Origin of the sequence: Pseudomonas phytophila (genome assembly GCF_025643095.1) — a bacterium.
Taxonomy (GTDB): Bacteria; Pseudomonadota; Gammaproteobacteria; order Pseudomonadales; family Pseudomonadaceae; genus Aquipseudomonas; species Aquipseudomonas quasicaspiana.
This window is the reverse complement of sequence record NZ_CP081201.1, coordinates 5,151,630-5,176,306: the sequence shown is the minus strand read 5'-3', so window position 1 is coordinate 5,176,306 and position 24,677 is coordinate 5,151,630. Positions and strand designations below refer to the sequence as shown.

The 24,677-nt window shown below is 58.9% G+C and carries 23 protein-coding genes; 7 read left to right on the top strand and 16 right to left on the bottom strand.

The annotated features are described in order from the left end of the window. Window positions 1–30 precede the first annotated feature (30 nt). Complete coding sequence (locus K3169_RS23420) at window positions 31–246, top strand: hypothetical protein (protein ID WP_027898448.1); 216 nt, start codon at window positions 31–33, stop codon at window positions 244–246. Window positions 247–358: 112 nt separating this feature from the next. On the opposite strand, the gene pdeM is transcribed toward K3169_RS23420, so the two are convergent. The 13 genes from pdeM to K3169_RS23355 form a co-directional block, all read right to left on the bottom strand. Then, window positions 359–1,015: a ligase-associated DNA damage response endonuclease PdeM gene (gene pdeM / locus K3169_RS23415; protein WP_263268242.1), complete on the bottom strand. Its 657-nt coding sequence runs from the start codon at window positions 1,013–1,015 to the stop codon at window positions 359–361. Further along, window positions 1,012–3,501, bottom strand: a complete 2,490-nt coding sequence (locus K3169_RS23410; RefSeq protein WP_263268241.1) for a ligase-associated DNA damage response DEXH box helicase — start codon at window positions 3,499–3,501, stop codon at window positions 1,012–1,014. The genes pdeM and K3169_RS23410 overlap by 4 nt, the downstream gene beginning before the upstream one ends. Before the next feature lie 187 nt (window positions 3,502–3,688). Further along, the gene (locus K3169_RS23405; protein ID WP_099270375.1) at window positions 3,689–4,453 is read right to left on the bottom strand and encodes an ABC transporter ATP-binding protein; all 765 of its coding nucleotides are present in this window, start codon (window positions 4,451–4,453) and stop codon (window positions 3,689–3,691) included. A 13-nt stretch (window positions 4,454–4,466) separates the two neighbouring features. After that, window positions 4,467–5,585 carry a succinylglutamate desuccinylase/aspartoacylase family protein gene (locus tag K3169_RS23400; protein WP_263268240.1) on the bottom strand — a complete coding sequence of 373 codons (1,119 nt, stop codon included), beginning with the start codon at window positions 5,583–5,585 and terminating at the stop codon, window positions 4,467–4,469. A 9-nt stretch (window positions 5,586–5,594) separates the two neighbouring features. After that, a complete protein-coding gene (locus K3169_RS23395) occupies window positions 5,595–6,305 on the bottom strand; it encodes an ABC transporter permease (RefSeq protein ID WP_099270373.1) in 711 nt (236 codons plus the stop codon). Beyond that, window positions 6,302–7,030 carry an ABC transporter permease gene (locus tag K3169_RS23390; protein WP_027898454.1) on the bottom strand — a complete coding sequence of 243 codons (729 nt, stop codon included), beginning with the start codon at window positions 7,028–7,030 and terminating at the stop codon, window positions 6,302–6,304. The genes K3169_RS23395 and K3169_RS23390 overlap by 4 nt, the downstream gene beginning before the upstream one ends. A gap of 85 nt (window positions 7,031–7,115) precedes the next feature. Then, window positions 7,116–7,898 (bottom strand): transporter substrate-binding domain-containing protein, encoded by a 783-nt coding sequence (locus K3169_RS23385; RefSeq protein ID WP_263268238.1) that lies wholly within the window; start codon window positions 7,896–7,898, stop codon window positions 7,116–7,118. Window positions 7,899–8,213: 315 nt separating this feature from the next. Beyond that, the gene (locus tag K3169_RS23380) at window positions 8,214–9,929 is read right to left on the bottom strand and encodes an ATP-dependent DNA ligase (RefSeq protein WP_263268237.1); all 1,716 of its coding nucleotides are present in this window, start codon (window positions 9,927–9,929) and stop codon (window positions 8,214–8,216) included. After that, window positions 9,926–10,996 carry a ligase-associated DNA damage response exonuclease gene (locus K3169_RS23375; protein ID WP_263268235.1) on the bottom strand — a complete coding sequence of 357 codons (1,071 nt, stop codon included), beginning with the start codon at window positions 10,994–10,996 and terminating at the stop codon, window positions 9,926–9,928. Before K3169_RS23375 ends, K3169_RS23380 begins: the two co-directional genes overlap by 4 nt. Before the next feature lie 171 nt (window positions 10,997–11,167). After that, the gene (locus tag K3169_RS23370) at window positions 11,168–13,633 is read right to left on the bottom strand and encodes a penicillin acylase family protein (RefSeq protein ID WP_263268234.1); all 2,466 of its coding nucleotides are present in this window, start codon (window positions 13,631–13,633) and stop codon (window positions 11,168–11,170) included. Window positions 13,634–14,036: 403 nt separating this feature from the next. Next, window positions 14,037–14,678 (bottom strand): glutathione binding-like protein, encoded by a 642-nt coding sequence (locus K3169_RS23365; protein ID WP_263268233.1) that lies wholly within the window; start codon window positions 14,676–14,678, stop codon window positions 14,037–14,039. A 106-nt stretch (window positions 14,679–14,784) separates the two neighbouring features. After that, on the bottom strand, window positions 14,785–14,994 hold the full coding sequence (locus K3169_RS23360) for an SEC-C metal-binding domain-containing protein (protein ID WP_095101248.1): 210 nt from the start codon (window positions 14,992–14,994) through the stop codon (window positions 14,785–14,787). A gap of 4 nt (window positions 14,995–14,998) precedes the next feature. Continuing rightward, the gene (locus K3169_RS23355; RefSeq protein WP_027898017.1) at window positions 14,999–15,487 is read right to left on the bottom strand and encodes an LEA type 2 family protein; all 489 of its coding nucleotides are present in this window, start codon (window positions 15,485–15,487) and stop codon (window positions 14,999–15,001) included. 101 nt (window positions 15,488–15,588) lie between these two features. On the opposite strand from K3169_RS23355, the gene K3169_RS23350 reads away from it, so the two are divergent. Next, window positions 15,589–16,101, top strand: coding sequence for a hypothetical protein (locus tag K3169_RS23350; protein ID WP_099270369.1), 513 nt, complete (start codon window positions 15,589–15,591; stop codon window positions 16,099–16,101). A gap of 13 nt (window positions 16,102–16,114) precedes the next feature. Here K3169_RS23350 and K3169_RS23345 read toward each other — a convergent pair whose 3' ends face one another. Both K3169_RS23345 and K3169_RS23340 read right to left on the bottom strand, forming a co-directional pair. After that, on the bottom strand, window positions 16,115–16,588 hold the full coding sequence (locus K3169_RS23345; RefSeq protein WP_027898019.1) for a YchJ family protein: 474 nt from the start codon (window positions 16,586–16,588) through the stop codon (window positions 16,115–16,117). Window positions 16,589–16,591: 3 nt separating this feature from the next. Beyond that, entirely contained in the window at window positions 16,592–17,089 is a 498-nt protein-coding gene (locus K3169_RS23340; RefSeq protein ID WP_027898020.1) for a DUF6231 family protein, read from the bottom strand. Window positions 17,090–17,355: 266 nt separating this feature from the next. Here K3169_RS23340 and K3169_RS23335 point away from each other — a divergent pair, with 266 nt between their 5' ends. From K3169_RS23335 to K3169_RS23325, 3 genes are all read left to right on the top strand, one after another. After that, window positions 17,356–18,057: an OmpA family protein gene (locus tag K3169_RS23335; protein WP_027902717.1), complete on the top strand. Its 702-nt coding sequence runs from the start codon at window positions 17,356–17,358 to the stop codon at window positions 18,055–18,057. 186 nt (window positions 18,058–18,243) lie between these two features. Next, on the top strand, window positions 18,244–18,519 hold the full coding sequence (locus tag K3169_RS23330) for a DUF1145 domain-containing protein (protein ID WP_027902718.1): 276 nt from the start codon (window positions 18,244–18,246) through the stop codon (window positions 18,517–18,519). Then, complete coding sequence (locus tag K3169_RS23325; protein WP_027902719.1) at window positions 18,512–19,270, top strand: hypothetical protein; 759 nt, start codon at window positions 18,512–18,514, stop codon at window positions 19,268–19,270. The genes K3169_RS23330 and K3169_RS23325 overlap by 8 nt, the downstream gene beginning before the upstream one ends. A 175-nt stretch (window positions 19,271–19,445) precedes the next feature. Here the strand turns inward: K3169_RS23325 and K3169_RS23320 are convergent, their stop codons facing one another. After that, on the bottom strand, window positions 19,446–19,910 hold the full coding sequence (locus tag K3169_RS23320) for a CopD family protein (protein WP_027902720.1): 465 nt from the start codon (window positions 19,908–19,910) through the stop codon (window positions 19,446–19,448). 130 nt (window positions 19,911–20,040) lie between these two features. On the opposite strand from K3169_RS23320, the gene dinG reads away from it, so the two are divergent. Together dinG and K3169_RS23310 are read left to right on the top strand one after the other, a co-directional pair. Continuing rightward, window positions 20,041–22,185: an ATP-dependent DNA helicase DinG gene (dinG, locus tag K3169_RS23315; protein ID WP_027902721.1), complete on the top strand. Its 2,145-nt coding sequence runs from the start codon at window positions 20,041–20,043 to the stop codon at window positions 22,183–22,185. Window positions 22,186–23,414: 1,229 nt separating this feature from the next. Further along, the gene (locus K3169_RS23310) at window positions 23,415–24,563 is read left to right on the top strand and encodes a serine hydrolase domain-containing protein (protein ID WP_263268223.1); all 1,149 of its coding nucleotides are present in this window, start codon (window positions 23,415–23,417) and stop codon (window positions 24,561–24,563) included. Window positions 24,564–24,677 lie beyond the last annotated feature (114 nt).

The following is a 24,677-nucleotide window of genomic DNA, read 5'->3' as shown; positions in this document are numbered from 1 at the left end:
TGAGCAGGGGATAACGCTCAGGAGTACCTTATGAAGAGACAGTCGAACGCCAGCGCCCAGGGGGCGGACCCGCGAGAGAATCATGTGGGTCTGCTTGCCTTGTCGTTACTCGCCTATCCGCAGTTCAACATGGTCGGCGGCGTACCAGGGCAACCAGGCCCGGATACCCCGAACGACTATCCTCAGCCGACGGAACCGGGCGAACCGACTCTGCCAGACGAGCCACCACCGGCTCCGGTTGCCTGAATAATTCCCCTGCCACTGCTGGCGCATGTATTGGCCAGCAGTGCTGCTGATGAATTTCAAATCACTCTGGATCATGCGCGCATCCGGATTAAATGTGCAGACTTGAATCGTTTCAGCCAGTCGCCCATACCGCTCCATCTCCCACCACGTAAATTCTGCTGTCCTGCTCACGCTCTACCTTGTACCCGCCGGTAAATGCTCCGAACGCGGGCAACAGGCTCGTGCGCTCATTGAGATAGAAGCACGCCAGCCGCAGGCGCTGACGTCCACGCCCCTGCAAGTGATAAACCGGATGAACATGTCCTGCCAGCACGTGATGGGTCGGGTGCGGATGAGGTTCATGCTGCAGCGCGAAGGGCCCCAACAGTAGCGGTTCCGGCACGGTCTCGATCATCAGGTCCGCAGGAGGATCTCCCGCGTGCTTATCATGGTTGCCACGGATCAGCGTGATTGCCAGCGTCGGATGCCGAGATCGCCAATTGCCGAGTGCCTCCAGCGTGGACGTGGTGCGGGATTGCCGCGCATGCAGGAAGTCGCCGAGGAATATCAGCCGGTCACAGGGATAGCTCCGCAGCAGGTCATCAAGGCGCTGCAAGTTGCTTTGGGTCGTGCCTTGCGGGACCGGCTGCCCAAGGGCGCGAAAGGCAGCCGCTTTGCCAAAATGCACATCGGCGATCAGCAAAGCTCGATATTCGGGATAGTAAATGGCTTTTTCAGCCAGTAACCAAAGCTCGGCACCTGCCAGTTGTACCGGGACGTGAGGATTCATGTGACGTCAGGTCCTGCTGCTTTTTCCAGGTCGCGCACCATTCGGGCAATCCGGTCTGCGAGCTTTTCCGAGCTTAGGCTTTCGCGCATACGCTCTACCAGCAGGGGAAAGGCCATCGGCGTAGCGCGTTTGATCAGATGGACGTCCAGCATGCGTTGGTTGATGCGTTGCAAGGTGTGCTCCAGTCTCGCGACATCGAGCTCCTGACGCAGAACCTCTTCCTGAGCCTGTGTCAGCAGCAGATTGCCCGCGTCGTATTGTTTGAAAACCTCAAAGAACAGCCCACTGGACGCCTGTAGTTGCCGGTTGCTCTTCGGCGCACCGGGATAGCCGGAGAATACCAGTCCGGCAATGCGGGCGATTTCTCTGAAGCGTCTCAGGGCCAGTTCGCCCGCGTTCAGGCTGGCCATGATGTCGTTCATCAGATGCTCTTCACTGAACAGCTCAGGGCGTAGTTCTGCCTGCCAATCCACCTCGGTGGCGCTGAGCAGCTCAAAACCATAATCGTTGACCGCGATGGAAAACGTCAGTGGTGTATGGCGGCTCAATCGCCAGGCCAACAGGCTCGCCAGCCCCAGATGCACATGGCGACCGGCAAAAGGGTAGAGAAACAGGTGCCAGCCCTCCCGGGATTTCATGATTTCTGCCAACAGCGTGTTTTCCTGAGGCAGGGCGGACCACTGCCGCTGGACTTCCAGCAAGGGTTTGACGGCCTGCATTTCCGGGCTGATGAATTCTCCATGAGCCGCTGCGTCGAACTTTGTTACCACGGCAGCGGCCAACTCGCTGGAGAGCGGCATGCGCCCACCGTTCCAGCGAGGAACAGCGGCTTTTTTGCCGGTCGCTTTTTTCACATAGGCGGTCATGTTTTCGACGCGTACCAACTCCAGCAATCGGCCGCTAAACAGAAAGCCATCACCAGGCTTCAGGCGCGCAATGAATCCTTCTTCGACGCTACCCAGCGAGCCACCGCCGCCGCCTTTTTTCCAGTACTTCACGTTGATGCTGGCGTCGCTGACGATGGTGCCGATGCTCATGCGGTGACGTCTGGCGAGGCGAGCGTCCGGCACCCGCCAGACGCCATTTTCGTCGGGCTCCACGCGTCGGTAATCCGGATAGGCGGTCAGCGAATGGCCGCCATGACGGACGAAGGCCAGTGCCCATTGCCATTCGTCATCGGTCAGTTCTCGATATGCCCAGGCCGTGCGTACTTCACTTAACAGGGTTTCAGGATCGAAGCCGCCTCCCAGCGCCATGCTGACCAGATGCTGAACCAGTACGTCGAGAGGTTTGTGTGGTGATTCTCTGGGCTCGATCATCCGTGCTGCCACCGCGTCATGAGCCGCAGCGGCCTCAACCAGCTCCAGGCTATGGGTTGGCACCAGCGTCACGCGTGATGGGCGGCCCGGTGCATGGCCCGAGCGTCCGGCACGTTGCATGAGGCGCGCGACACCTTTGGGTGAGCCGATTTGCAGCACACGCTCGACGGGAAGAAAATCCACGCCCAGATCGAGGCTGGAGGTGCACACCACTGCTTTGAGGTGGCCTTCCTTCAGGGCGCGCTCGACCCAGTCACGCACTTCCCGCGCCAGTGAGCCGTGGTGCAGGGCGATCAGTCCGGCCCAGTCCGGACGAGCTTCCAGCAGAGCCTGATACCAGACCTCTGATTGCGCACGTGTGTTGGTGAACACCAGGCAGCTGGCGCTGCTGTCCACTTCCGCCAGTACTTGCGGCAGCATACGCAAGCCCATATGCCCGGCCCACGGGAAGCGCTCGATGGAAGGTGGCAGCAGGGTGTCCACTCGAAGCTCTTTGGTGATCTTGCCTTGTACGCTGATGCCGCCTTCGCCGACCAGCACTTCCTGCGCGTGCTGTTGATTGCCAAGCGTCGCGGAAACGCCCCACACGATCAGGTCCGGATTCCATTGGCGCAAGCGGGCCAGCGCCAGTTGCAACTGCACGCCGCGCTTGTTGCCGATCAGTTCGTGCCACTCGTCCACGACCACCATTTTCAGGGTCGAGAACGTGCTTTGAGCGTCAGCTCGGGTCTGTAACAAGGTGAGGCTTTCGGGCGTGGTGATCAGCGCGGTGGGCAGGCGGCGGCCCTGTTTGGCGCGTTCGCTGCTGCTGGTATCGCCCGTTCGCAGGCCGACACTCCAGGGGATGTCCAGATCTGCCAAGGGAGCTTCGAGCGCTCTGGCAGTGTCGGCTGCCAGTGCGCGCATGGGCGTTATCCACAACACGCTGAGCGGTGTGGCGGGCGGTTTGCGCTTGCGGGGTTTGTCGTCGGCTGGCGGTTTGACGGCTTGTGCGAAACGATTGAGCGCGGCGAACCATACGGCGTAGGTCTTACCCGAGCCGGTGCTGGCGTGCAGCAGGCCTGAGTGCCCCTGCTTAACGGCCGACCAGACCTCTTTTTGAAAGGGAAAGGGCTTCCAGCTGCGTTCCGAAAACCATCGCTGAGCGAAATCGGTGGGTCTGCTCATGCGCCGCTGTGTGCTCTGAAAGGGGGTATTTCAGAGACAGCGGAGCGCGTGTATTAGTTTGGTGCAATACCCTGTGGGAGCGAATTCATTCGCGAAGACGGCATTGCAGACCGCAGATATGCGTCGGATGTACCGGCCTCTTCGCGAATGAATTCGCTCCCACAGGGATGGCTTGCAAGCCGCTTTCTTACTTCAAATTCCCGCTCAAGAACTGCTGCAGCCGCTCGCTTTTCGGGTTGCCCAACACCTCATCAGGGTGACCGGACTCTTCGATCTGGCCTTGGTGCAGGAACACGATCTGGTTGGCTACTTTACGGGCGAAGCTCATTTCGTGGGTCACCATGATCATGGTCCGGCCTTCTTCAGCCAGCCCCTGAATCACCTTCAGCACTTCGCCGACCAGTTCCGGGTCGAGCGCCGAGGTAGGTTCGTCGAACAGCATGATTTCCGGTTCCATCGCCAACGCTCGGGCAATGGCTACGCGCTGCTGCTGACCACCGGACAGGAAGGCGGGGTATTGGTCGGCAACGCGTTCCGGCAGGCCGACCTTGTCCAGATATTTGCGGGCGCGGGCTTCGGCTTCTTCTTTGGAAACGCCCAGCACCCGGCGGGGTGCCATGGTGATGTTTTCCAGAACGGTCATGTGCGCCCACAGGTTGAAATGCTGGAACACCATGGCCAGCCGGGTGCGGATGCTTTGTAGCTCATCCGGGTCGGCAACGCGCATGTGGCCCTTGTCGCTGACCATGCGAACCTGCTTGCCGTCCAGGCTCATGGCACCGTCGTTCGGTTGTTCAAGGAAATTGATGCAGCGCAGGAACGTGCTTTTGCCGGAGCCGCTGGCGCCGATCAGGCAGATGACATCGCCGCTGCTGGCTTTGAGCGAAACACCTTTGAGTACTTTGTTATCGCCGTAGCTTTTATGCAGGCCATCGATGGTCAGTTTGTACATGACAAGCAAGTCCTCAAGGAGAAAGTAGGTAGCCGCTACGGTAGGCTTCGGTGCCTGCGACGTGAGCGATGACCATGCCGGCGGTGGCCATGCGGCGTAACGAACGCGCATAGAGCAGGCCGGGATTGAGCGTGTGGATCGGCGTGACGGTGTCACTGATCGGGTCGATGATTTCTGCGATCAACTGGCCCGCCTCGACGTATTCACCGGGTTGGGCGCAAAACACCAGTAGCCCGCCGACGGGCGTGGCCACCGGTTCAACCGCCGCCAGTGGTGTGGCCGGGTAAAGCAATTCAGGAGCGGCCGAGATGTCACCGCCAATCGCACCGTAATGGATCAGGTAGTTGATCAGCGCCTGGCAGTCACGACCGGCCAACGGGTGATTGACATCGCCCTGACCACGCAATTCCAGCGTGACCGAAAAGCTGCCCATGGGAATCGCGAAGCGATCACCGAAGCGCTGCTGCAATTGCCACCAGACCAGCGTGAAGCACTCATCGAACGACTGGCCACCGGAGTCAGTCGCCAACAGGCTGGCCTGAGCGCCGAGGTAGCGCGAGAGCATTTCCACCTGTGGCCAGGCTTCAGGCGTGGTGTACAGGTGCTCTACGGATTCGAAGTCGCAATGCAGGTCCAGCACCATGTCGGCATCGCAGGCCAGGCGCTGCAAGGTCAAACGTTGCGATTGCAGTTGGGTCGATGCGATCTGCGCTTCAAGCGCTGCGCGCAGGCTACGACGGATCAACCGGGTGTTGTGCTGCGGATCAGTCGTGAGCTGTGTTTCAACCTCATCGCCCACCTGTACGCCGAGATCGATGAACCAGCGGTTGAAGTTCTGCCCGCTTTCCAGCTCATAACGGCCCAGCGGGACGTCCATCAGCACCTGTTCCAGACCGATAGGATTGGCCACCGGCACGACAACGATTTCACCGAGCAGTAAACCGGCATTTTCAAGCTCGCTCAGTCTCTGCTTCAGGTACCAGGCGACCAGCATGCCCGGCAGCTCGTCGGCGTGCAGCGAGGCCTGGATATAAACCTTGCAGACGCCGTTTTGCGGACCGTAGTGAAAACTGTGGATCTGCCGCGCAGTGCCCGGCACCGGCGCGAGCAGATCGTGGGTGTCATGACGCATGGGCAGGTCCTAGTGAGTCGGGCCGAGAAAGGCCAGCCAGCGGCGTTCTGCAAGACGGAACAGACCGACCAGAATGAACGTGACGCACAGGTAAATAATGGCGGCGATACCGAACGACTGGAACGTCATGAAGGTTGCCGAGTTCGCATCCCGCGCGACTTTGAGAATGTCCGGCACAGTGGCGGTGAAGGCTACCGTGGTCGAGTGCAGCATCAGAATCACTTCGTTGCTGTAGAACGGCAGCGAGCGACGCAGGGCCGATGGCATGATCACGTAGGCGTAAAGCTTCCAGCCGGTCAGCCCGTAGGCTTTGGCGGCTTCGACTTCGCCGTGGTTCATGCTGCGGATCGAGCCGGCGAAAATCTCGGTGGTGTACGCGCAAGTATTAAGGGCGAACGCCAGGATCGTGCAATTCATCGCGTCGCGGAAGAACGAATCGAGAATCGGCTGCGCGCGCACGGCTTCGAGGCTGTAGATACCGGTGTAGCAAATCAGCAGCTGTATATAGAGAGGCGTGCCGCGAAACAGGTAGGTGTAGAACTGCACCGGCCAACGAACCCAGAAGTTGCTGGAAACACGAGCGATGGACAGCGGGATCGAGACCAGAAAGCCGATGGCGATGGAGGCGCTGAGCAGCCACATGGTCATGGCGAGGCCGGTGATGTGCACGCCGTCACTATAAAGGAAGGGGCGCCAGTATTCCTGAAGCAGTTCGATCATCGTTGAGCCTCCCGGCTGCCTGCGGAATACCGCCTTTCAGCCCAACGCAGGGCAAAGTTCGAAGCGCTGGTGATCAGCAGGTAAATCAATGCAGCGAGGACCAGAAAGTAAAACAGTTGGTAGGTGCTTTTGCCGGCGTCCTGGGCGGCCTTGACCAGATCGGCCAGACCGATGATCGACACCAGCGCAGTGGCCTTGAGCAGCACTTGCCAGTTATTGCCGATACCCGGCAGGGCGAAGCGCATCATCTGCGGGAATACCACGTAGCGAAAACGCTGGGCGCGACTCAGGCCGTAGGCGGTAGCGGCCTCGACCTGTCCACGCGGCACCGAAAGGATCGCGCCACGGAAGGTTTCGGTGAAATACGCGCCGTAAATGAAGCCAAGCGTAATCACGCCTGCGCTGAAAGGATCAATTTCGATGTAGTCCCATTCCATTGCGTCGGTCAGCTGACTCAGCCAGGTTTGCAGGCTGTAGAAGATCAGCAACATCAACACGAGGTCGGGAACGCCACGGATCAGTGTGGTGTAGAGCTGCGCCGGCATCCGCACAATGGCGGCGCCCGACAGTTTTGCACTGGCGCCGATCAGTCCGAGCACGATGCTCACGAACAGCGACAGCAGCGATAATTTAACGGTCATCCATGTTCCTTCGAGCAGCAGAGGGCCGAAGCCTTTGAGGCTGAAGGAGGAGAGTCCGAGAGTTTGCAGCAGTGTATCGAACATGGGTAAAGCCTTTGACGGTCAATAAAACAAAACGCCCATGGAAATCGGCGGTGGATCATCGCCGAAATCCATGGGCGTCGGGGTGTTATTTACCGCTATACAGATTCAGATCGCCGAAGTGCTTCTTCTGGATCTCGGCATATTTGCCGTCGTCGTGTAACGCTTTGATACCTTTATCCAGCAGAGCCTTGAGCTCTTTGTTACCTTTCGCGATACCGATCGCGGTTTTGGAAGGCAGCAATTCGCTGTCGATTGGCTTGCTGACTTCGTAATCAGCACCTTGTGGCGACTTCAGGAAGCCCAGTTCAGCTTGCAGCATGTCCTGAATGGACGCATCAAGACGACCGGAAACCAGATCGGCGTAAACCTGATCCTGGTTGGCATAGGCCTGGGTTTTTACACTCGCCTTGTCCAGTACGGCTTTGGCATAGGCTTCCTGAATGGTGCCTTGCTCATAGCCAACGGTTTTGCCTTTCAGGCTGGCCGGGTCAGCCGTCAGGCCTGCACCTTTTTTGAACACCAGAGAAGTCGGGCCGGAGAACAGTTCGTTGGAGAAGTCGATAACCTTCTCACGGGCCGGAGTCACAGTCATCGACGAGATAACGCCGTCGAATTTACGTGCTTTCAGGCCAGGAATCATGCCGTCGAAATCGCTTTCAACCCATTTGCATTTAACTTTCAGCTCGGCGCAGATAGCGTTGCCCAGGTCGATGTCGAAGCCTACCAGGCTGCCGTCAGCGGCTTTTGATTCGAAAGGTGCATAAGAAGGATCAACGCCAAAACGCAGTTCCTTGTATTCCTTGGCCATTGCATTGCCTGCAGCGAGACAAACAGCCAATGCAGAAAGGGTCAGCCATGCTTTTTTCATCGTTCAGTCCTTAAAACCAAATTGAGCGTTGGGAACACGCGAGGCTTGCTACCGGCGGGTGCCAGACCACAGAAGATAGCAATTTCCGAACCAAAGATACGAACGTGCGTTTTAAATGTACGGAGTTGTCGCAATGTTGACTGCTGACTTCGAGGGCGCTCCCTGTAGGAGTGAGCTTGCTCGCGATAGCGTCTTGCCAGCAGCATTGGGCATTAACCGGCAACCCTATCGCGAGCAAGCTCACTCCTACAGAGGTTGGTGTTTCGCCCTAACAAGGTGCGCGAAAATTCAGCAGCCCCAAAAAAGGGCGGCATCCTACCCCAGCAAGTCCTGCAACGTCGACAAACTATCGGCTTCGGCGACTGATTTATCCTGCCGCCAGCGCAACATGCGCGGGAAACGCACTGCAATCCCGCTCTTGTGACGCTTTGACAGGGCGATGCCTTCGAAGCCCAGCTCGAATACCAGACTTGGGGTCACACTGCTGACCGGCCCGAATTTTTCCACGGTGGTCTTGCGCACAATGGCGTCGACCTTGCGCATTTCTTCGTCGGTCAGGCCCGAATAGGCTTTGGCGAAGGGCACCAGTGTGCGCTGGCTGGATTCAGGCGGGCCGTCCCACACCGCGAAGGTGTAGTCGCTGTACAGGCTGGCGCGCCTGCCATGGCCGCGTTGCGCATAGATCAATACGGCATCGACGCTGAACGGATCGACTTTCCATTTCCACCAGACGCCCATGTCCTTGGTACGGCCCACGCCATATAAAGAGTCCCGGGACTTGAGCATCATGCCTTCAACGCCCAGGCTGCGAGAGGCTTCACGCTGTACGCTCAAGTCCAGCCAGTCTTTGCCATTGATGACCGGGGAGGGCAATAACACCGGACTTTTGCTGGTTTCGATTACTTTTTCCAGTTGTGCGCGCCGCTCATGTTGCGGGCGGCTGCGCCAGTCATGCTCCTGCCATTCCAGCAGGTCGTAGGCGAGCACCACGACGGGCACTTCCTCGAGGATTTTCTTGCCCAGCGTTTTACGGCCGATGCGTTGCTGCAGGAGCGCGAAGGGCTGGACCGATGGCTGAGCCTGCGTGGTATCTGGTGGAGAATCGGCGCTTAGGACGAACTCCGCTTTAGCAGCGGCTGATGTTTCTGGCGTCTTCCAAACGACTATTTCACCGTCAATGACGGTCCCGTCCGGCAGGCTTTGCACCAGGCTGTGCAACTCAGGGAAACGGTCCGTGACCAGTTCTTCACCGCGAGACCAGATCCACAAGCGACCTTCGCGCTTGACCAGTTGTGCGCGAATACCGTCCCACTTCCACTCCACTTGCCAGTTTTCCGCTGGCCCCAACAGACTTTCGAACTGATCCACCGGCTGCTGCAGGGCATGGGCGAGGAAAAACGGATAAGGCTGACCGCCACGCTGGGCGTGCTCATCATCCGATTCTGCTGCGATCAGCTTGAGAAAGCCCTCGGCGCTGGGCCGGTGCGACAGATCCGTGTAACCCACCAGTCGTTGCGCCACGCGTTTGCTGTCGATATCAGCCATGGCGGCGAGGGCGCGAGTGACCAACAGTTTTGAGACGCCTACCCGGAAGCTGCCAGTGATCAGCTTGATGCAGACCATCAGACTGACCCGGTCCAACTGGCTCCAGAATGTAGGCAGGCGCTCGGCCAGTTCCTCCGGAGGCAGGCCACGCAGGGGCAGCAGCTTGTCCTCCATCCAGACGGCGAGGCCTTCGTCGGAGTCGTGTTCAGCCTCTGGTAACAGCAGCGCCAGGGTTTCCGCCAGATCACCGACGGCCTGATAGCTTTCTTCGAACAGCCACTCCGGCAGCTTGCCCAAGGTCATGGCCTGTTCGCGCAACAGTTTGGTAGGCACCAGCTGGCGTGGGCGTCCGCCCGACAGGAAATACACTGCCCACGCCGCATCCTGCGGCGGCACTTTCGCGAAGTAGTCGCGCATGGCGGCCAGCTTGGCGTTGCTTGAGGTCGTGGCGTCGAGTCGGGAATAAAGCTCGGCGAAGGCCTTCATGCCGAAGCCTCGGTTGATTTTTCAGATTTGGTGTCTTCTGGTTTTGTTTCTTCTAGTTTTGTTTCTGCGGCGCCAGAGTCTTCCTCATCGCCATATTCGGTGACGAAGCCCTGCGCATCGAGCCCGGACTCGCGCAGGTAACGCACCAGCACGGCCACTGAACCGTGGGTCACCATGACTCGCTCGGCCCCCGTCTGCTCGATTGCCCATAGCAGGCCCGGCCAGTCGGCGTGATCGGAGAGCACAAAACCTCGGTCCACGCCGCGGCGTCTACGAGTGCCGCGCAACATCATCCAGCCGCTGGCGAAGGCATCACTGAACTCGCCAAAGCGCTTCATCCAGGTGCTGCCGCCTGCGGAGGGGGGCGCGAGTATCAGAGCCTGTCGCAAGGCTGGATCGGTTTTCTTGAAGTCCCCGGCGTACTGGGTTTCAGGGATTCGCACCCCGGCTTCACGGTAAACCCGGTTCAACGGCTCGACCGCACCATGAACCAGGATCGGCCCAATCTCCGGGTCGATACCGTGCAGGATGCGTTGCGCCTTGCCGAAGGAATAGGCGAATAACACGCTGGCTTTGCCGACGGCGGCATTGGCGCGCCACCAGTCGTTGATGCCAGCGAAGATCTGCGACTGCGGCTGCCAGCGATAAATCGGCAGGCCGAACGTCGATTCAGTGATGAAGGTATTGCAACGCACCGGCTCGAACGGCTCGCAGGTGCCATCCGGCTCGACTTTGTAATCGCCGGACGCCACCCAGACTTCGCCTTTGTACTCCAGCCGTACCTGCGCGGAACCCAGTACATGCCCCGCTGGATGCAGGCTCAGTTTTACGCCGTGGTGCAGCAAGGTTTCGCCGTATGCCAGGGTTTGCAGGTTGATGTCCTGCCCTAGCCGTGAACGCAGAATGCCTTCGCCGGGGGCGGCGGCCAGATAGTGCTCATTGCCGGTTCGCGCATGATCGCCGTGGGCGTGAGTAATGACCGATCGCTCAACGGGACGCCACGGGTCGATGTAGAAATCTCCGGGCGGGCAATACAAACCTTCGGGACGCGCGATAACAAGATCCATGGAATAACCGACTGGATGGGCTTGTTAGTTATGAGGGCGGGGCGGGGGAGGAAGTTCGAAGAACCTGAAGCTGATTGGTGGAACCCTGTAGGAGCTGCCGAAGGCTGCGATCGCGATGTGTCAGGAAGATCGCAATCGCAGCCTTCGGCAGCTCCTACAGAGGTGTTTATTCTATTTCCCAGGCACCAGCGTCAATCGCTTGCTGCCATAAGCCCGCTCGTAGTTCTGGGTTTGCAGCGGGATTGTCTGGTACTGGCCTTTCAACCAGGGCTCGATACTGTTGGTGTAATACGGACTGGCCGGGTTGCCGGACTGGCCGATGTTGATCAGGCTCAGCATCGGTTCGCTCTGGCCGAAGTCGATGATCATGCGCATGCTCGGCACTGCCTGGCTGTCGAAGTGCTGACCCCATGGATACGCCGCGATGTTCAGCGTGTTGTGGTCGCCCCCTGCTGCACTTGGGCCACGGTTGAAACTGTTGGCGGCGAAGTCGCTGCTTTGCAGGGTCGAGCGATGCAGCTTGCCCCATTGCCAGGCTTTGCGATCAGTGCCCATCAGGCTGTCACCGGCAGTGATTGCTGCCGCCAGACTGCGGGCCAGAATCGCGGGCTTGTCTTCTTTCTGCGGGGTTTTCGCGTCGTCCCAATATGGGCTGTCTTCGCGTCCCAGCAAATGATCGGCTTGTGCCGAGTACGACAGGCTGGCGTTCTGCACCAACGCTTTCCACGCCGGACTGGTTTCCGGGCCAAGCTCGTCAAGGAAGATCTGCTTGGCGCTTTCCTGCAGGAACAACTCATAAAGCGCCGCATCAGCAGAGGTTGGCGTGAGTTTGCCGTCGAATGCCATCAGTCGGGTAAACGCTTCCCGTGCTTTGCTGCGCTCAGCTTCAGGCAAGGCGTCGATGGCCTGTTTCAGTGGTTTAACCATGCCCGGTGCTTCGAACATTTTTCTCAGCTTGGCGGCAAACGTCGTGCTCTGGTCGTATTGCATGGCAATGACGCTGCGGGTGTCCTGCTTGCCACTGTTGGCCAGTTCGGCAATACGCTCTGCACGCTCCGGGGCTTTCCACGAGTTGGACAGTTGCATGCCGTAACCCTTTGGGAAGGTCCTCTGGTTGGCGGTGCCGATCCAGCCCTGCTGCGGATTCTGATCGTAAGGGTGCAGCATGGCGTCAGCGAAGCCATCCCAGTCGTAACGGCTTTCCCAGCCCGGTGAAGGCAGCAAGCCCAGGCCTTCACGGCGATTCGGATAGCGGCCGGTGACTTGCCAGGCGACGTTCGACGCATCGGCAAAGACCATGTTCAGCGCGATGGCGCGGATTTCACGGCTGGCATCGAACGCCTTGTCGACGTTCGGCGCGCGGGACAGATCGAAGAACGCGTCCAGGCTCTTGTCATCTTTGAAGTCTGGTGTTTGCAGAGCCAGACCCAGGCTGTTGTTCAACTGACCTTCGCTCGGGTTGCTGTTGAGCAACGCGCCGTGACGGGTCGCAAAAACGGTTTCACGAATCGGACGGCCGCCTTTGATAATGAAGGTTTCTTCATGGGCCGTTGCGGGCAACCATTTACCATCGGCCAGGTACATCAGCCGATTGTTCTCACGTTTCAGCTTTTCCAGAAACAGGTCCTGGTTGTCGCCCATCACCGAGGCCATGGACCAGCCGAGCTTGCCGTTGAAGCCACTCAGAATCAGTGGCAGACCGGCGATTGTCGCGCCAGCGGCCTGATATTTCGGGGCGCGGATCTGCACGAAGCTCCACGCGGAATTCAGCCCGGCAGGCAATTGCACGTCGTTGGCCAGCAAGCTTTTGCCGGTACGGCTGCGTTGCGGCGCAATCGCCCAGTTGCTGGAGGCAGCAATGCCCAGCATGTTCAGGTCGGTCAGTTGCTGGGCGACTTTATTCAGATCGCTCAGGCCTGACACCTGTCCGCCAAGGTTCAGGCCTTTGAGCTTGTCGGCTTCGGAGAACGGCAGTTCTTCGTCCGGGTAGGTCGGGACCAGCCAGGCCAGCTTGTCGGTGCCGACTTTTTGCGCCAGCAGCAATGAGGACAGTTCTTCCTGAAGGTTTGCCGACTGGCTGAAGTTAAGCAGGCTGAAGATCAGCGCCGAGTCCTCGGGCTTCCAGTAATCCGGGCGATAGCCAGAGCTGGCCAGATCCGCAGGCAGATTGTCACGGTAGCGGAACAGGTAAGCGTTGACGCCACGGGCATACACTTCAAAGAAGCGTTGCAGGCGCGGGGTGGACGCGTTGTACAGCTCGCTGGCGCTCTTTTTCAGATTCGCTGCGCGCATCAAGCGGTCGATATCCAGTGCGCCAGGCCCGGCCATTTCCGACAGCCGACCCTGGGCCAGCAGGCGCATGCTCAGCATTTGCGTGATGCGGTCGCTGGCGTGCACGTAACCCAGGGTGAACAGCGCATCGTGAAAGGTGCTGCTTTCAATCAGCGGCATACCGAGGTTGGTTCGCCGTAGAGATACGTTCTGAGCCAGGCCTTTGACCGCAACGGTACCGGAAGCAGGCAGCAGTGAGTCGCCTTGGCCCCCGCCCAATTGGCAGCCAGCAAGACTCAACAAACCCACCGTAGCGGCGGCAGCACCGAACCGGTTTACAACGTTGGAACGGGCTGGTGAGGCCATGGCGAAACTCCTGCGGGGGCTTAACGTATAAAAGGCGCTACGTTAGAGAGCGAGCAGGCACTGCGCAAGCGGGGGGAGGGAGTTTATTTCAGGATTTTTCAAAGCTCGTGAGGCTATTTGCAGCTGTGTGAGCAACCGGGACTTGGAGTCTCGGGGGACGAGGCAGTGTCAGGTTGACCGTCTTGCCAACAAGTTGCCTCCTACCTGGACCGCGTGACGGCTCTGCTCGGTAGGAGCCGCCCGCGTCGCTGACGCCGAAGCAAACATAGGACCTGGAGCTGCCGAAAGCTGCGATCGCGGTGTAACAGGAGAAGTGCTTTGCAGCCTTCGGCAGCTCCTACAGAAAACGCATTTCAATCCAGTATTTTGCTGTTTTTGATGAGAGCAAACTTGTTCGCGAGGCTCAGATCTGTGGATTCACCTGATCAACCAGCGCATACGCCCGCTGGGTCGCCTCGCGCTCACTGATTGCATCGAACCAGCGCTTGATGTGCGGGAAGTCGTTCAGGTTCAGCTCTTGCCAGGTATGCCGTGCGATCCACGGGTAGATCGCCATGTCGGCGATGCTGTATTCACTGCCTGCGACGAACTCGCGATCGGCCAGGCGCCTGTCCAGCACGCCATACAACCGCGCGGTTTCATCGGCATAGCGCTTGATCGCGTAGGGAATCTTTTCTTCGGCGGCGCGCCTGAAGTGATGATTCTGACCCGCCATCGGCCCCAGTCCGCCCATTTGCCAGAACAGCCACTGCAACGCTTCTTGCCTTCCGCGCAGGTCTTTCGGGATGAACTGACCGGTCTTTTCTGCCAGATACAGCAGGATCGCACCGGACTCAAACAGGCTGATCGGTTCACCGCCATCGGCAGGCTCGTGATCGACGATGGCCGGGATACGGTTATTCGGGGAGATTTTCAGGAATTCGGGTTTGAACTGATCGTTCTGGCCGATATTGACCGGGAAGACCTTGTACGGCAGACCGGCTTCCTCAAGGAACATCGACACTTTGTGGCCGTTGGGTGTGGTCCAGTAATGCAGGTCGATCATCAAAAACTCCTGTTGGATGGCGCGGACTGCAAGTTTTACTCCCTCAGGGCCCGGCCACACAAATGAAAACGGCCTGCAATGCAGGCCGTTCGAGTTTCACGTCAGCTTACGCGCCGTGGCACTTCTTGAATTTCTTGTCGCTGCCGCATGGGCAAGGATCGTTGCGACCAACGTCCTTCAAAGCGTTACGCACCGGCTCCTGATGAGCATGGCCGCAGTTCGGACCATGGACATGGCCATGTTGGTGGTCGTGATGGGCATGGTCGTCGTGATCGTGGTTGCAATCGGGGCCATGCACATGGGCTTGCTGGTTCATCGGGTTACTCCGGAATAAAATTGCCGGGCATTATCTCGCCGTTGCGTCCAATACGCACGTTATGCCGAAACAAAAAGCCGGTCTTGAGTTTGCCTTCGAGCCGGTAATGGATCGGCTGGTCGGTTTTTTTCAGCATTTTCGCGATCTGCTTCAAGTCCTTCCAGAGGTTGGTCCGGATCGGCACCACGAAATTCCGGCGGCTCTGGGCATCGACCACGAACCAGTCGGTTGACTCGCCTTCTGCCAGCACAACGTCATTGAGCATGATTTTGTAGCGCAGGCTGCGCACCAGCATGCTGCGATCATTCGGGTTGTCGACGCGAAAGCGCAACTTGAAGTCCTGCTGCAGTAGCCTGGCCTTGACCACCTCCACTTTGAGCAGGTGTACCTCAGGCTCCTGATAGTCGCTGACGCGTACGGATGAACAACCGTTCAGCAGCGACAGCAACAGGCCAACGCCCAGGACTCGTATGACATGCGCCTGTGAAAACATGTGGATGCTCCATGTGAAGCCATTGTTTGACAAAGCGACTGCCCATTCCTTTTTGATGAAGCTGCGGCATACTTCTCGCACGTGCACCCAGAGTATGACCAATGAATCTGTATGAAATTATATTCAGTGGCCAATTGGTCCCTGGTGCCCAATTGGACAAGGTCCAGGCCAACCTCGGCAAGTTGTTTCAAAGCGACGCACAACGGCTGGAGTTGCTGTTCAGTGGGCGTCGACTGGTGCTGAAAAACAATCTCGACAGTGAGGCTGCCGAAAAGTATCGCTCGACCCTGGAGCGTGCCGGGGCGCTGGTCGAAGTTCTGGAAATGCAAACGCTAAAGGCTGAGACAGATGCCGTTGCCAGGCCATCTGCACAGCCCGGCCGACTAGAAGTTACTCCCAGAGATGTGTACATGGCGGCCTTTGTCGGCGTCGATGCTCCTGATCTTGAAGTGTGCGAGGTGGGCAGCGACCTGCAGGATCAAAAGCCTGCAACGCCTGCGCCATCCGTGGATTTTTCGCAGTTCAGTCTCGCACCGACTGGAAGCGAGCTGGGTCAGCTACCGAACACGCACGCCGGGCCTGTTCCGGACACTTCACACTTGAAGCTCGTGTGAAGCGCAAAGCCTTTTAACTCACGTAGCTGGCGCAGCACTTTTTGTACTTCTGTTCACTGCCGCATGGGCATGCATCGTTACGCCCGGCCTTGAGCCCTGCGTTGGGATCGATGAAATACCAGCGGCCCTGATTCTGTACAAAAGAAGAACGTTCCCGGTGGCTGTGTTCACCGCTGCCGTCATGCCAGCGGGCGGTGAAGGTGACGAAAGCATGTTCAGGTTTACCGCCGAATACTTCCGAGCTTTCCACTTCCAGACCCAGCCAGGTGCTTTGCAGGCTCCACTGACTGATCGACTCGCGATCCAGCCCGGCTTTCTGCACCGGCAGCGTGGTGTCGACCAGGTAATCAATCAGGCCAAGCACGTAGGCGCTGTAACGTGAACGCATCAGTTTTTCCGCGCAAGGCGTAGGCTGGCCAGCGTGGAACGGTCCGCAACAGGCTGCCAGCAGATCCCCACTTCCGCAGGGGCAAATCGCGCTATTCATAGCTCACCACCAGTATTTGCCGAAGTTTTCCGGATTGGCCCAGAACCGTGCGTTGAGCCAATCGGGTACTTGTTTGTATTCGCGTAGATCGTAGGTGTACAGCGTCAGCACCTGTTCATCGCGGGTGAAGCGTTCACTGGCCTGCAGCGCCAGTGAATAGAAGTCTGTGTCTTTCCAGCCGCAGGCTTGCAGGTCAGCCAGTACGGCAATGCGGCTGGCGTTCAGGTTGCGGATGCCGCCGAGCAGTTCCAGCCCCTCGCGCTTGGTAATGTGTTCGAGGCAATCGACCACCAAGGCCAGGTCAAAGCGTTGCGCGGCCAGTTCGGGCGGCAGAACGCCCGGTTTGGCGTGGGCCAGTCGAGTGTCGGGATGGGCTTCCTGAAATGCCTGTAACGCAGGGAACGCTTCGGCGCCGATCAACAGCAAACGTTTGGGAGCCTGCAGGTCGAGCAGGGCGGCCAGAGCCTGTTGCGGTGTGCGCGTGGAAAAGCCTTCGCTCATCAGAAATCCTCTTTATGACCTGCAAGACTAGCCTGTGGCGAGGCGTGGGCCTAGCCCTGGAGTTCACATAGCCTCGGTAGGAGCCAACTTGTTGGCGAGGCGGTGGGACTGATACACCGCCTCGCCAACAAGTTGGCTCCTACCGAGAGGTATATCGCTCCAGAAGGCCTGAAACCCCAATAAAACAAGGCTAAAAGTGGCGGGCTGGCACTTTGCTGTCTTTACTCCATGAGCGGCGGATTGGGCCGAACCTTGGGAGAAAACTAATGAGAATAATCCGGACAGCATTACCTCTGATTTTGGTTACCAGCGTTTTAACCGGTTGTGCGGGCCTGCAGAAGACTGACTGGCCACTCTGCGCATTGGGCGGCGGCGTGGCGGGTGCGGCGGCGGGAGCATTTCAGAGCGCAGCCGTATCAGCCGGTCTGGGGGGCGCGGTGGGTATTATGGCTGGCGCGTATTGCTGGGTTCATGGTGATGGCGACGATGACGGCGATGGCGTGAAAAACAGCGTCGACAAATGCCCGGATACACCAAAAGGTGTTGCCGTAGACGCGACCGGTTGCCCGTTGGCGCCGCCAGCTCCACCCGTAGTCGTTGAAGAGGTGGTGGTCGTCAAGGAGGAGGTCATTGTCATCAATGACGTGCTGTTCGAGTTCGACTCTGCGCGCCTGACTGCTGCTGACAAATCCAAGCTCGATCTCATCTCTACCCGTCTGAAACGCGAAGCACCCAGCGCACAACTGCGTGTCAGCGGTCACACCGACAGTGTCGGCAGTGACACTTACAACCAGAAGCTCTCCCAGAAACGTGCCATGTCGGTGACTGACTACCTGGTAAGTACCGGGATTCCACGCAGTGCATTTGTTTCTGTTGAAGGTGACGGCGAAGCGCGTCCGGTTGCCGACAACTCGACTGCCAGTGGTCGCTCCCTGAACCGTCGTGTCGAGATTCAGATCAACCGTTAACGCAGCACCTCCAAGCACTGGCCCGGCATGCGTGCCGGGCCAGTGCCGATTCAGCCGATACCCGTGTCAGATTAAATTTCGGTCGTGCGCTGGCATATTTCACCTCGCAGGCGTTTACTGTGCGCGCAGAATTTTCTCGCAACGATAAGCGTTTGCAGACATGACAATTACGGACAGGCTCTGGCAATGAAGGTGTTTTGGGGATTGGGGAAACTGTTGACCGCAGCGTTCTGGCTGGTGGTTTTGTTCAGTTTGATGGTGGCGCTGCCGACGCCGTTTGATCCTCTGATCAAGCTTGCGGGCGGCCTTCTGGCGCTGATTCATGTCGCTGAGCTGTTGCTGTTCAATGGCAGCTTGCGCGGACGTCCACGTCCCTGGCGCGACCGGCTGCGTATTCTTCTGTTTGGCATCTTCCACATTAAGTCTCTCCCGAAAAAAGCCCAGGAGGCCGCTCATGCGTAAGCTTTGTTTGCTGGCTGCCTTTTGCAGCCCTTGGGCCATGGCTCAGACCATCACTGTCGAATCGCATTCACTGATGCGTCTGCCAAGCCAGACCAGCGTGTTGCAACTTGAGCGCCTGGAAGTGGCGGATTACGGCACCTTGCTGATTCCGTCCGGGCTGACTGAGGTGAAAGTCGATCAACTGGTGTTGGGCCACGAAGCGCGCATCGCCATTGTACCCAGCAGCCAGGCGCTCAATCTGGTGGTCCGCCAGGGTGAGCTGGGCACGGGCAGCCAGATTACTGCTCGCGGCGCACCGGGTACTTATGAAAAGCCTCCATTACCGGGTCGTAACCTGAACTTGCGCGTCGAGCATTTGCAGGGCGAAGAACTATTCGTCGATGCCCGGGGCGGTGCCGGTTCGCCGGGATATGTCGGCCTGGATGGAGCAAATGGTCAAGCGCCGGGGTGTGTAGTGGGCAGCGCTGGACGCGGTTACAACGGCGATAACGGCGGCAATGGCCACGACGGCGCGGCCGGTGCGCAGGTGCGTCTTGAACTGCCGCGGGACTTTCCGGTTGAGCGCATCAAGGTGGACGTTCAGGGCGGAGCCGGTGGTTTGGCCGGTGCCGGCGGCAAGCCGGGTAAAGGTGGCGCATCCAAAGGTTGCTTCGTGTATCGGGCGGATGGCGGCAAGGCCGGACGCGCCGGTGACGCGGGTCAGCCGGGTGCGGCTGGACCTGCTGGTGCGTTGACGTTGCAGCGGTTGTAACGTCCCGCGCGACAACCGCTAGACCTTGTTGGAGCCAACTACAGCTATCTGATCTGGAATGCTTCGTTACCCGTAGGAGCGCGCTTGCCCGCGATTGCGTCAGCACAGGCGATATATCCACCGACTGACAGACCGAATCGCGGGCAAGCGCGCTCCTACAGGTTCCGGAGTTTATTCAGAAGCCAGGCCGGGCCGCTGCAATCGCCACGACCGCGAGGCCGACCAGCAAGTTGATACCCACCAACCGTCGAATCCGGCCCAGCGCCGCTGCACCCTCAGCCCATTGTTCGGCTTCAACCGCACGCCGCAGTTCGGGCAGTTGCAGTGACTGAATGCGGATGAACAGCGCGGTCATCACCACGTATAACCCCATCATCACCTGCACATAGCGCGGCGCGGTCTCGAAGCTGACGAACTGCAGCTGGATCATGCCGACCCCGGTAATGGGCAAGACCACCACGACTGCCCAGACCCAGACAAAAAATCGCGGAAACACTTCCAGCCACAATTTCAGGCGGGCCGGACCCTGTAATGCGCTGACGACCGCTGGTCGCAGGACCATCCAGGCGAAAAACATGCCGCCAACCCAGACCAGCGCGGCCAAAACATGCAGGGTGTAGACGAGGGAAAAGGGTGTCATCAGGTACTCCGTTCTGCGCGGATGGAATTTGCGGGGTATGATAGCCGCCTGCTGGAACTACTGAAGATATATCCAGCGTTTTACGCTTTAATTTTTACCGATGCCTGTAGCGCCCGAGCCAACAAAACCCATGATCAGCAACGAACTCAAATCCCAGATTCAGGGCGCCTACTCGCGTTTCCTCGAAGCCAAGAGCCTCAAGCCGCGCTATGGCCAGCGTTTGATGATCGCCGAGGTCGCCAAAGTACTGGGCGATATCGATACCGATGAAGAGGGCCGACGCACCAGCGACCCCGCGGTCGTGGCGGTTGAAGCGGGCACCGGTACTGGCAAGACTGTCGCTTATGCCATCGCGGCAATCCCCACCGCCAAGCTGGCGGGCAAGCGTCTGGTGATCGCCACCGCGACCGTCGCGCTGCAAGAGCAGATCGTCCACAAGGACCTGCCCGACCTGATGCGCAACAGCGGCCTGAACTTTACGTTCTCGCTGGCCAAGGGGCGTGGCCGCTACATGTGCCTGTCCAAGCTCGACATGTTGTTGCAGGAAGGCGACGCGACCAACGCCACTGCACAGCTTTTCGAAGAAGAAGGCTTCAAGATCGAGGTCGATGAGGCCAGTCAGAAACTGTTCACGAGCATGATCGAAAAGCTCGCCGGGAATAAATGGGACGGCGACAGGGACAGCTGGCCGCAGGCGCTGGAAGATCAGGATTGGGCGCGTCTGACCACTGATCACAGCCAGTGCACAAATCGCCATTGTCCGAACTTTCAACAATGCGCCTTCTATAAAGCTCGCGAGGGTATGGGAAAAGTCGACGTGATCGTGACGAACCACGACATGGTGCTGGCGGATCTGGCCTTGGGGGGCGGTGCGGTATTGCCCGACCCACGTGACACTTTGTATGTGTTCGACGAAGGGCACCACTTGCCTGACAAAGCGATCGGCCATTTCGCACATTACACGCGGCTTCGTTCCACGGCTGACTGGCTGGAGCAGACTGCCAAGAACCTCGCCAAGCTGCTGGCGCAAAATCCGCTGCCGGGCGATCTGGGCAAGTTGATCGAGCAGGTGCCGGAGCTGGCCCGGGAGATCAAAGCGCAGCAGCAATTCATGTTCAGCGCTTGCGAGCAACTGGCTGATTTCCGCGCCGGTGAGGACATGCAAGGGCGAGAGCGCCCGCGCCACCGTTTTATTGGTGGCGTGGTGCCGGAACACATTCGTGAAATGGGCATCGAGTTGAAGAAAGGCTTTGCCCGTCTTGATGACCTGTTCACCCGTCTGGCCGACCTGCTCAAGGAAGGCATGGATGGTGAAGTGAATATCGGCATTGCCAGCCATCAGGCCGAAGAATGGTATCCGCTGTTTGGTAGCCTGCTGGCCCGGGCCCATGGCAACTGGGAATTATGGACGGCCTTCACCGCTGAAGACCCGGAAGACAGCCCGCCCATGGCGCGCTGGCTGACCCTGGCCGACAGCGGTGCGTTGTTTGATATCGAAGTCAACGCCAGCCCGATCCTGGCGGCCGAGATGCTCCGTCGCAATCTGTGGAACGTTGCTTATGGCGCGTTGGTGACCTCCGCGACGCTGACTGCCCTGGGCAAGTTCGACCGCTTCCGAATGCGTGCCGGTCTGCCCAAGGTGGCTGTGACGGCGGTCGTGCCCAGTCCGTTTCATCACGCCGACGCCGGGGTGTTGCGCGTGCCGGATCTGAAAGCCGACCCACGTGATTCTGTGGCGCACACCGCTGCGATCATTCGCGAGTTGCCGGGGCTGGTCGAAGGCTCGCGGGGCACCCTGGTGCTGTTCTCATCGCGTAAACAGATGCAGGACGTTTTCGATGGGCTGGAGCGCGACTGGCGCAAGCAGGTGTTCATCCAAGGCAACCTGTCCAAGCAGGAGACGCTCAACAAACACAAGGCCCGGGTCGATGGTGGTGACTCCAGCGTGCTGTTCGGGCTGGCAAGCTTCGCCGAAGGTGTCGATTTGCCGGGCGCGTATTGCGAGCACGTGGTGATTGCCAAGATTCCTTTTGCCGTGCCGGACGATCCTGTCGAGGCGGCTCTGGCCGAGTGGATCGAGGCGCGGGGTGGCAACCCGTTCATGGAAATTGCCGTGCCGGATGCTTCATTGCGGCTGGTGCAGGCTTGCGGTCGCTTGCTGCGTACCGAGGAGGACCGCGGAACCATCACGCTGCTGGATCGGCGAGTGGTAACCCAGCGTTACGGCAAGGCGATCCTGAATGCGCTGCCGCCGTTCAGGCGCGAAATTTCCTGAAGGATGCAAACCCGGTAGGAGCGAACTTGTTCGCGATGCTGTTTGGCAGGCGCTGCCTGTTTGTCGTTTGTGCCAACGCTTCGCGAACAAGTTCGCTCCTACCGGTCAGGGCCATCAAGTCCTTGGGTGGTGACCCGCGTCTGCTCGCGACTTTTTGATCACTCCTGAAGGGCGCAACCCCTGGTAGGAGCGAACTTGTTCGCGATGCTGTTTGGCAGGCGATGCTTGTTTGTCGTTTGTGCCAACGCTTCGCGAACAAGTTCGCTCCTACCGGTCAGGGCCATCAAGTCCTTGGGTGGTGAACCGCGTCTGTTCGCGATTTTTTGATCACTCCTGAAGGGCGCAACCCCTGGTAGGAGCGAACTTGTTCGCGATGCTGTTTGGCAGGCGCTGCCTGTTTGTCGTTTGTGCCAACGCTTCGCGAACAAGTTCGCTCCTACCGGTCAGGGGCCATCAAGTCCTTGGGTGGTGACCCGCGTCTGCTCGCGACTTTTTTGATCACTCCTGAAGGGCGCAACCCCTGGTAGGAGCGAACTTGTTCGCGAGGCGGTTTGGCAGGCGATGCTTGTTTGTCGTTTGTGCCAACGCTTCGCGAACAAGTTCGCTCCTACCGGTCAGGGCCATCAAGTCCTTGGGTGGTGACCCGCGTCTGCTCGCGACTTTTTGATCACTCCTGAAGGGCGCAACCCCTGGTAGGAGCGAACTTGTTCGCGAGGCTGTTTGGCAGGCGCTGCCTGTTTGTCGTTTGTGCCAACGCTTCGCGAACAAGTTCGCTCCTACCGGTCAGGGCCATCAAGTCCTTGGGTGGTGATCCGCGTCTGTTCGCGATTTTTTGATCACTCCTGAAGGGCGCAACCCCTGGTAGGAGCGAACTTGTTCGCGAGGCGGTTTGGCAGGCGATGCTTGTTTGTCGTTTGTGCCAACGCTTCGCGAACAAGTTCGCTCCTACCGGTCAGGGCCATCAAGTCCTTGGGTGGTGATCCGCGTCTGTTCGCGATTTTTTGATCACTCCTGAAGGGCGCAACCCCTGGTAGGAGCGAACTTGTTCGCGAGGCGGTTTGGCAGGCGATGCTTGTTTGTCGTTTGTGCCAACGCTTCGCGAACAAGTTCGCTCCTACCGGTCAGGGGGCCATCAAGTCCTTGGGTGGTGATCCGCGTCTGTTCACAAACACCTCAATCGCTGAAACAATGCACGCCACTTTTTCATCAGCCAATTCAGGAGCCAGCGGGTGCAGATTCAGGGTCATTTCGAGCTTAAGTTCGAGGCAGTGCGCGAAGCGTTTGCGGCGCTCTTCGACGATACCCAGGAGCGCGGCGCAGCGCTGTGCATTCAAATTGGCGGTGAAACCGTCATTGACGTCTGGGCTGGCACGGCCGACAAGGACGGGGCCGAGGCCTGGCACACCGATACCATCGCCAACCTGTTTTCCTGCACCAAAACCTTCGCCGCCGTCACTGCCCTGCAACTGGTCGGTGAAGGCAAGCTGAAGCTCGACGAGCCTGTTTCCCGCCTGTGGCCTGAATTCGCAGAGGCAGGCAAGGGCGCAGTTACCCTGCGCCAATTGTTGTGTCATCAGGCCGGTCTTCCTGCTCTGCGCGAAATGCTCCCCGCTGAAGCACTTTATGACTGGGCCGCGATGACCGAAGCGCTGGCCGCAGAAGAGCCTTGGTGGACGCCCGGTCAAGGCCATGGCTATGCCGCGATCACTTACGGTTGGCTGGTGGGCGAAATGCTGCGCCGTGCTGACGGGCGCGGGCCGGGAGAGGCCATCGCTGCACGCATTTCTCGCCCGCTGGGGCTGGATTTCCATGTCGGCCTGCCTGATGAAGAGTTTCATCGCGTTGCGCACATCGCTCGCAGTAAAGGTAATGCGGGTGATGAGTCTGCCCAGCGCCTGCTGCAAACCACCATGCGCGAGCCCAATTCGATGACGGCGAGGGCGTTTACCAATCCTCCGTCGATCATGACCAGCACCAACAAGCCCGAGTGGCGGCGCATGCAGCAACCCGCTGCCAATGGACACGGCAATGCCCGCAGTCTGGCCGGGTTCTACAACGGTCTGCTGGATGGCAGCTTGCTGGAACCTGAGCTGCTCAACGAACTGACTCGCGAACACAGCCTAGGCCAGGACAAAACGCTGTTGACCCAGACCCGCTTCGGTCTGGGCTGCATGCTTGATCAGCCCGATGTGCCCAACGCTACCTACGGTCTGGGCCCGAAAGCATTCGGTCATCCTGGCGCTGGCGGGTCGATCGGCTTTGCTGACCCTGATCGCGACGTTGCATTCGGCTTCGTCACCAACACCCTCGGCCCCTATGTATTGATGGATCCGCGAGCACAGAATCTGGTGCGAGTGCTAGGTGAGTGTTTGCGCTAAGTTGTCGTCATAAGTGCTTGTTTAATACCGACTGTCAGTTAATACCCCCGAACAGGAACCGTGCGACGGTTTCCTTTTCCAACTGCCCGTTTATGCGTGTTATATGGGCACTGC

Bases quoted from the DNA above. Each gene is read 5' to 3' on its own strand.
- K3169_RS23385 (WP_263268238.1), bottom strand. From the start codon at position 7,898: ATGAAAAAAGCATGGCTGACCCTTTCTGCATTGGCTGTTTGTCTCGCT.
- K3169_RS23400 (WP_263268240.1), bottom strand. From the start codon at position 5,585: ATGCGTCATGACACCCACGATCTGCTCGCGCCGGTGCCGGGCACTGCG.
- K3169_RS23350 (WP_099270369.1), top strand. From the start codon at position 15,589: ATGAATCTGTATGAAATTATATTCAGTGGCCAATTGGTCCCTGGTGCC.
- pdeM (WP_263268242.1), bottom strand. From the start codon at position 1,015: ATGAATCCTCACGTCCCGGTACAACTGGCAGGTGCCGAGCTTTGGTTA.
- K3169_RS23390 (WP_027898454.1), bottom strand. From the start codon at position 7,030: ATGTTCGATACACTGCTGCAAACTCTCGGACTCTCCTCCTTCAGCCTC.
- K3169_RS23320 (WP_027902720.1), bottom strand. From the start codon at position 19,910: ATGACACCCTTTTCCCTCGTCTACACCCTGCATGTTTTGGCCGCGCTG.
- dinG (WP_027902721.1), top strand. From the start codon at position 20,041: ATGATCAGCAACGAACTCAAATCCCAGATTCAGGGCGCCTACTCGCGT.
- K3169_RS23345 (WP_027898019.1), bottom strand. From the start codon at position 16,588: ATGAATAGCGCGATTTGCCCCTGCGGAAGTGGGGATCTGCTGGCAGCC.
- K3169_RS23420 (WP_027898448.1), top strand. From the start codon at position 31: ATGAAGAGACAGTCGAACGCCAGCGCCCAGGGGGCGGACCCGCGAGAG.
- K3169_RS23365 (WP_263268233.1), bottom strand. From the start codon at position 14,678: ATGATCGACCTGCATTACTGGACCACACCCAACGGCCACAAAGTGTCG.
- K3169_RS23380 (WP_263268237.1), bottom strand. From the start codon at position 9,929: ATGAAGGCCTTCGCCGAGCTTTATTCCCGACTCGACGCCACGACCTCA.
- K3169_RS23395 (WP_099270373.1), bottom strand. From the start codon at position 6,305: ATGATCGAACTGCTTCAGGAATACTGGCGCCCCTTCCTTTATAGTGAC.
- K3169_RS23330 (WP_027902718.1), top strand. From the start codon at position 18,244: ATGAAGGTGTTTTGGGGATTGGGGAAACTGTTGACCGCAGCGTTCTGG.
- K3169_RS23405 (WP_099270375.1), bottom strand. From the start codon at position 4,453: ATGTACAAACTGACCATCGATGGCCTGCATAAAAGCTACGGCGATAAC.
- K3169_RS23370 (WP_263268234.1), bottom strand. From the start codon at position 13,633: ATGGCCTCACCAGCCCGTTCCAACGTTGTAAACCGGTTCGGTGCTGCC.
- K3169_RS23360 (WP_095101248.1), bottom strand. From the start codon at position 14,994: ATGAACCAGCAAGCCCATGTGCATGGCCCCGATTGCAACCACGATCAC.
- K3169_RS23375 (WP_263268235.1), bottom strand. From the start codon at position 10,996: ATGGATCTTGTTATCGCGCGTCCCGAAGGTTTGTATTGCCCGCCCGGA.
- K3169_RS23410 (WP_263268241.1), bottom strand. From the start codon at position 3,501: ATGAGCAGACCCACCGATTTCGCTCAGCGATGGTTTTCGGAACGCAGC.
- K3169_RS23355 (WP_027898017.1), bottom strand. From the start codon at position 15,487: ATGTTTTCACAGGCGCATGTCATACGAGTCCTGGGCGTTGGCCTGTTG.
- K3169_RS23340 (WP_027898020.1), bottom strand. From the start codon at position 17,089: ATGAGCGAAGGCTTTTCCACGCGCACACCGCAACAGGCTCTGGCCGCC.
- K3169_RS23335 (WP_027902717.1), top strand. From the start codon at position 17,356: ATGAGAATAATCCGGACAGCATTACCTCTGATTTTGGTTACCAGCGTT.
- K3169_RS23325 (WP_027902719.1), top strand. From the start codon at position 18,512: ATGCGTAAGCTTTGTTTGCTGGCTGCCTTTTGCAGCCCTTGGGCCATG.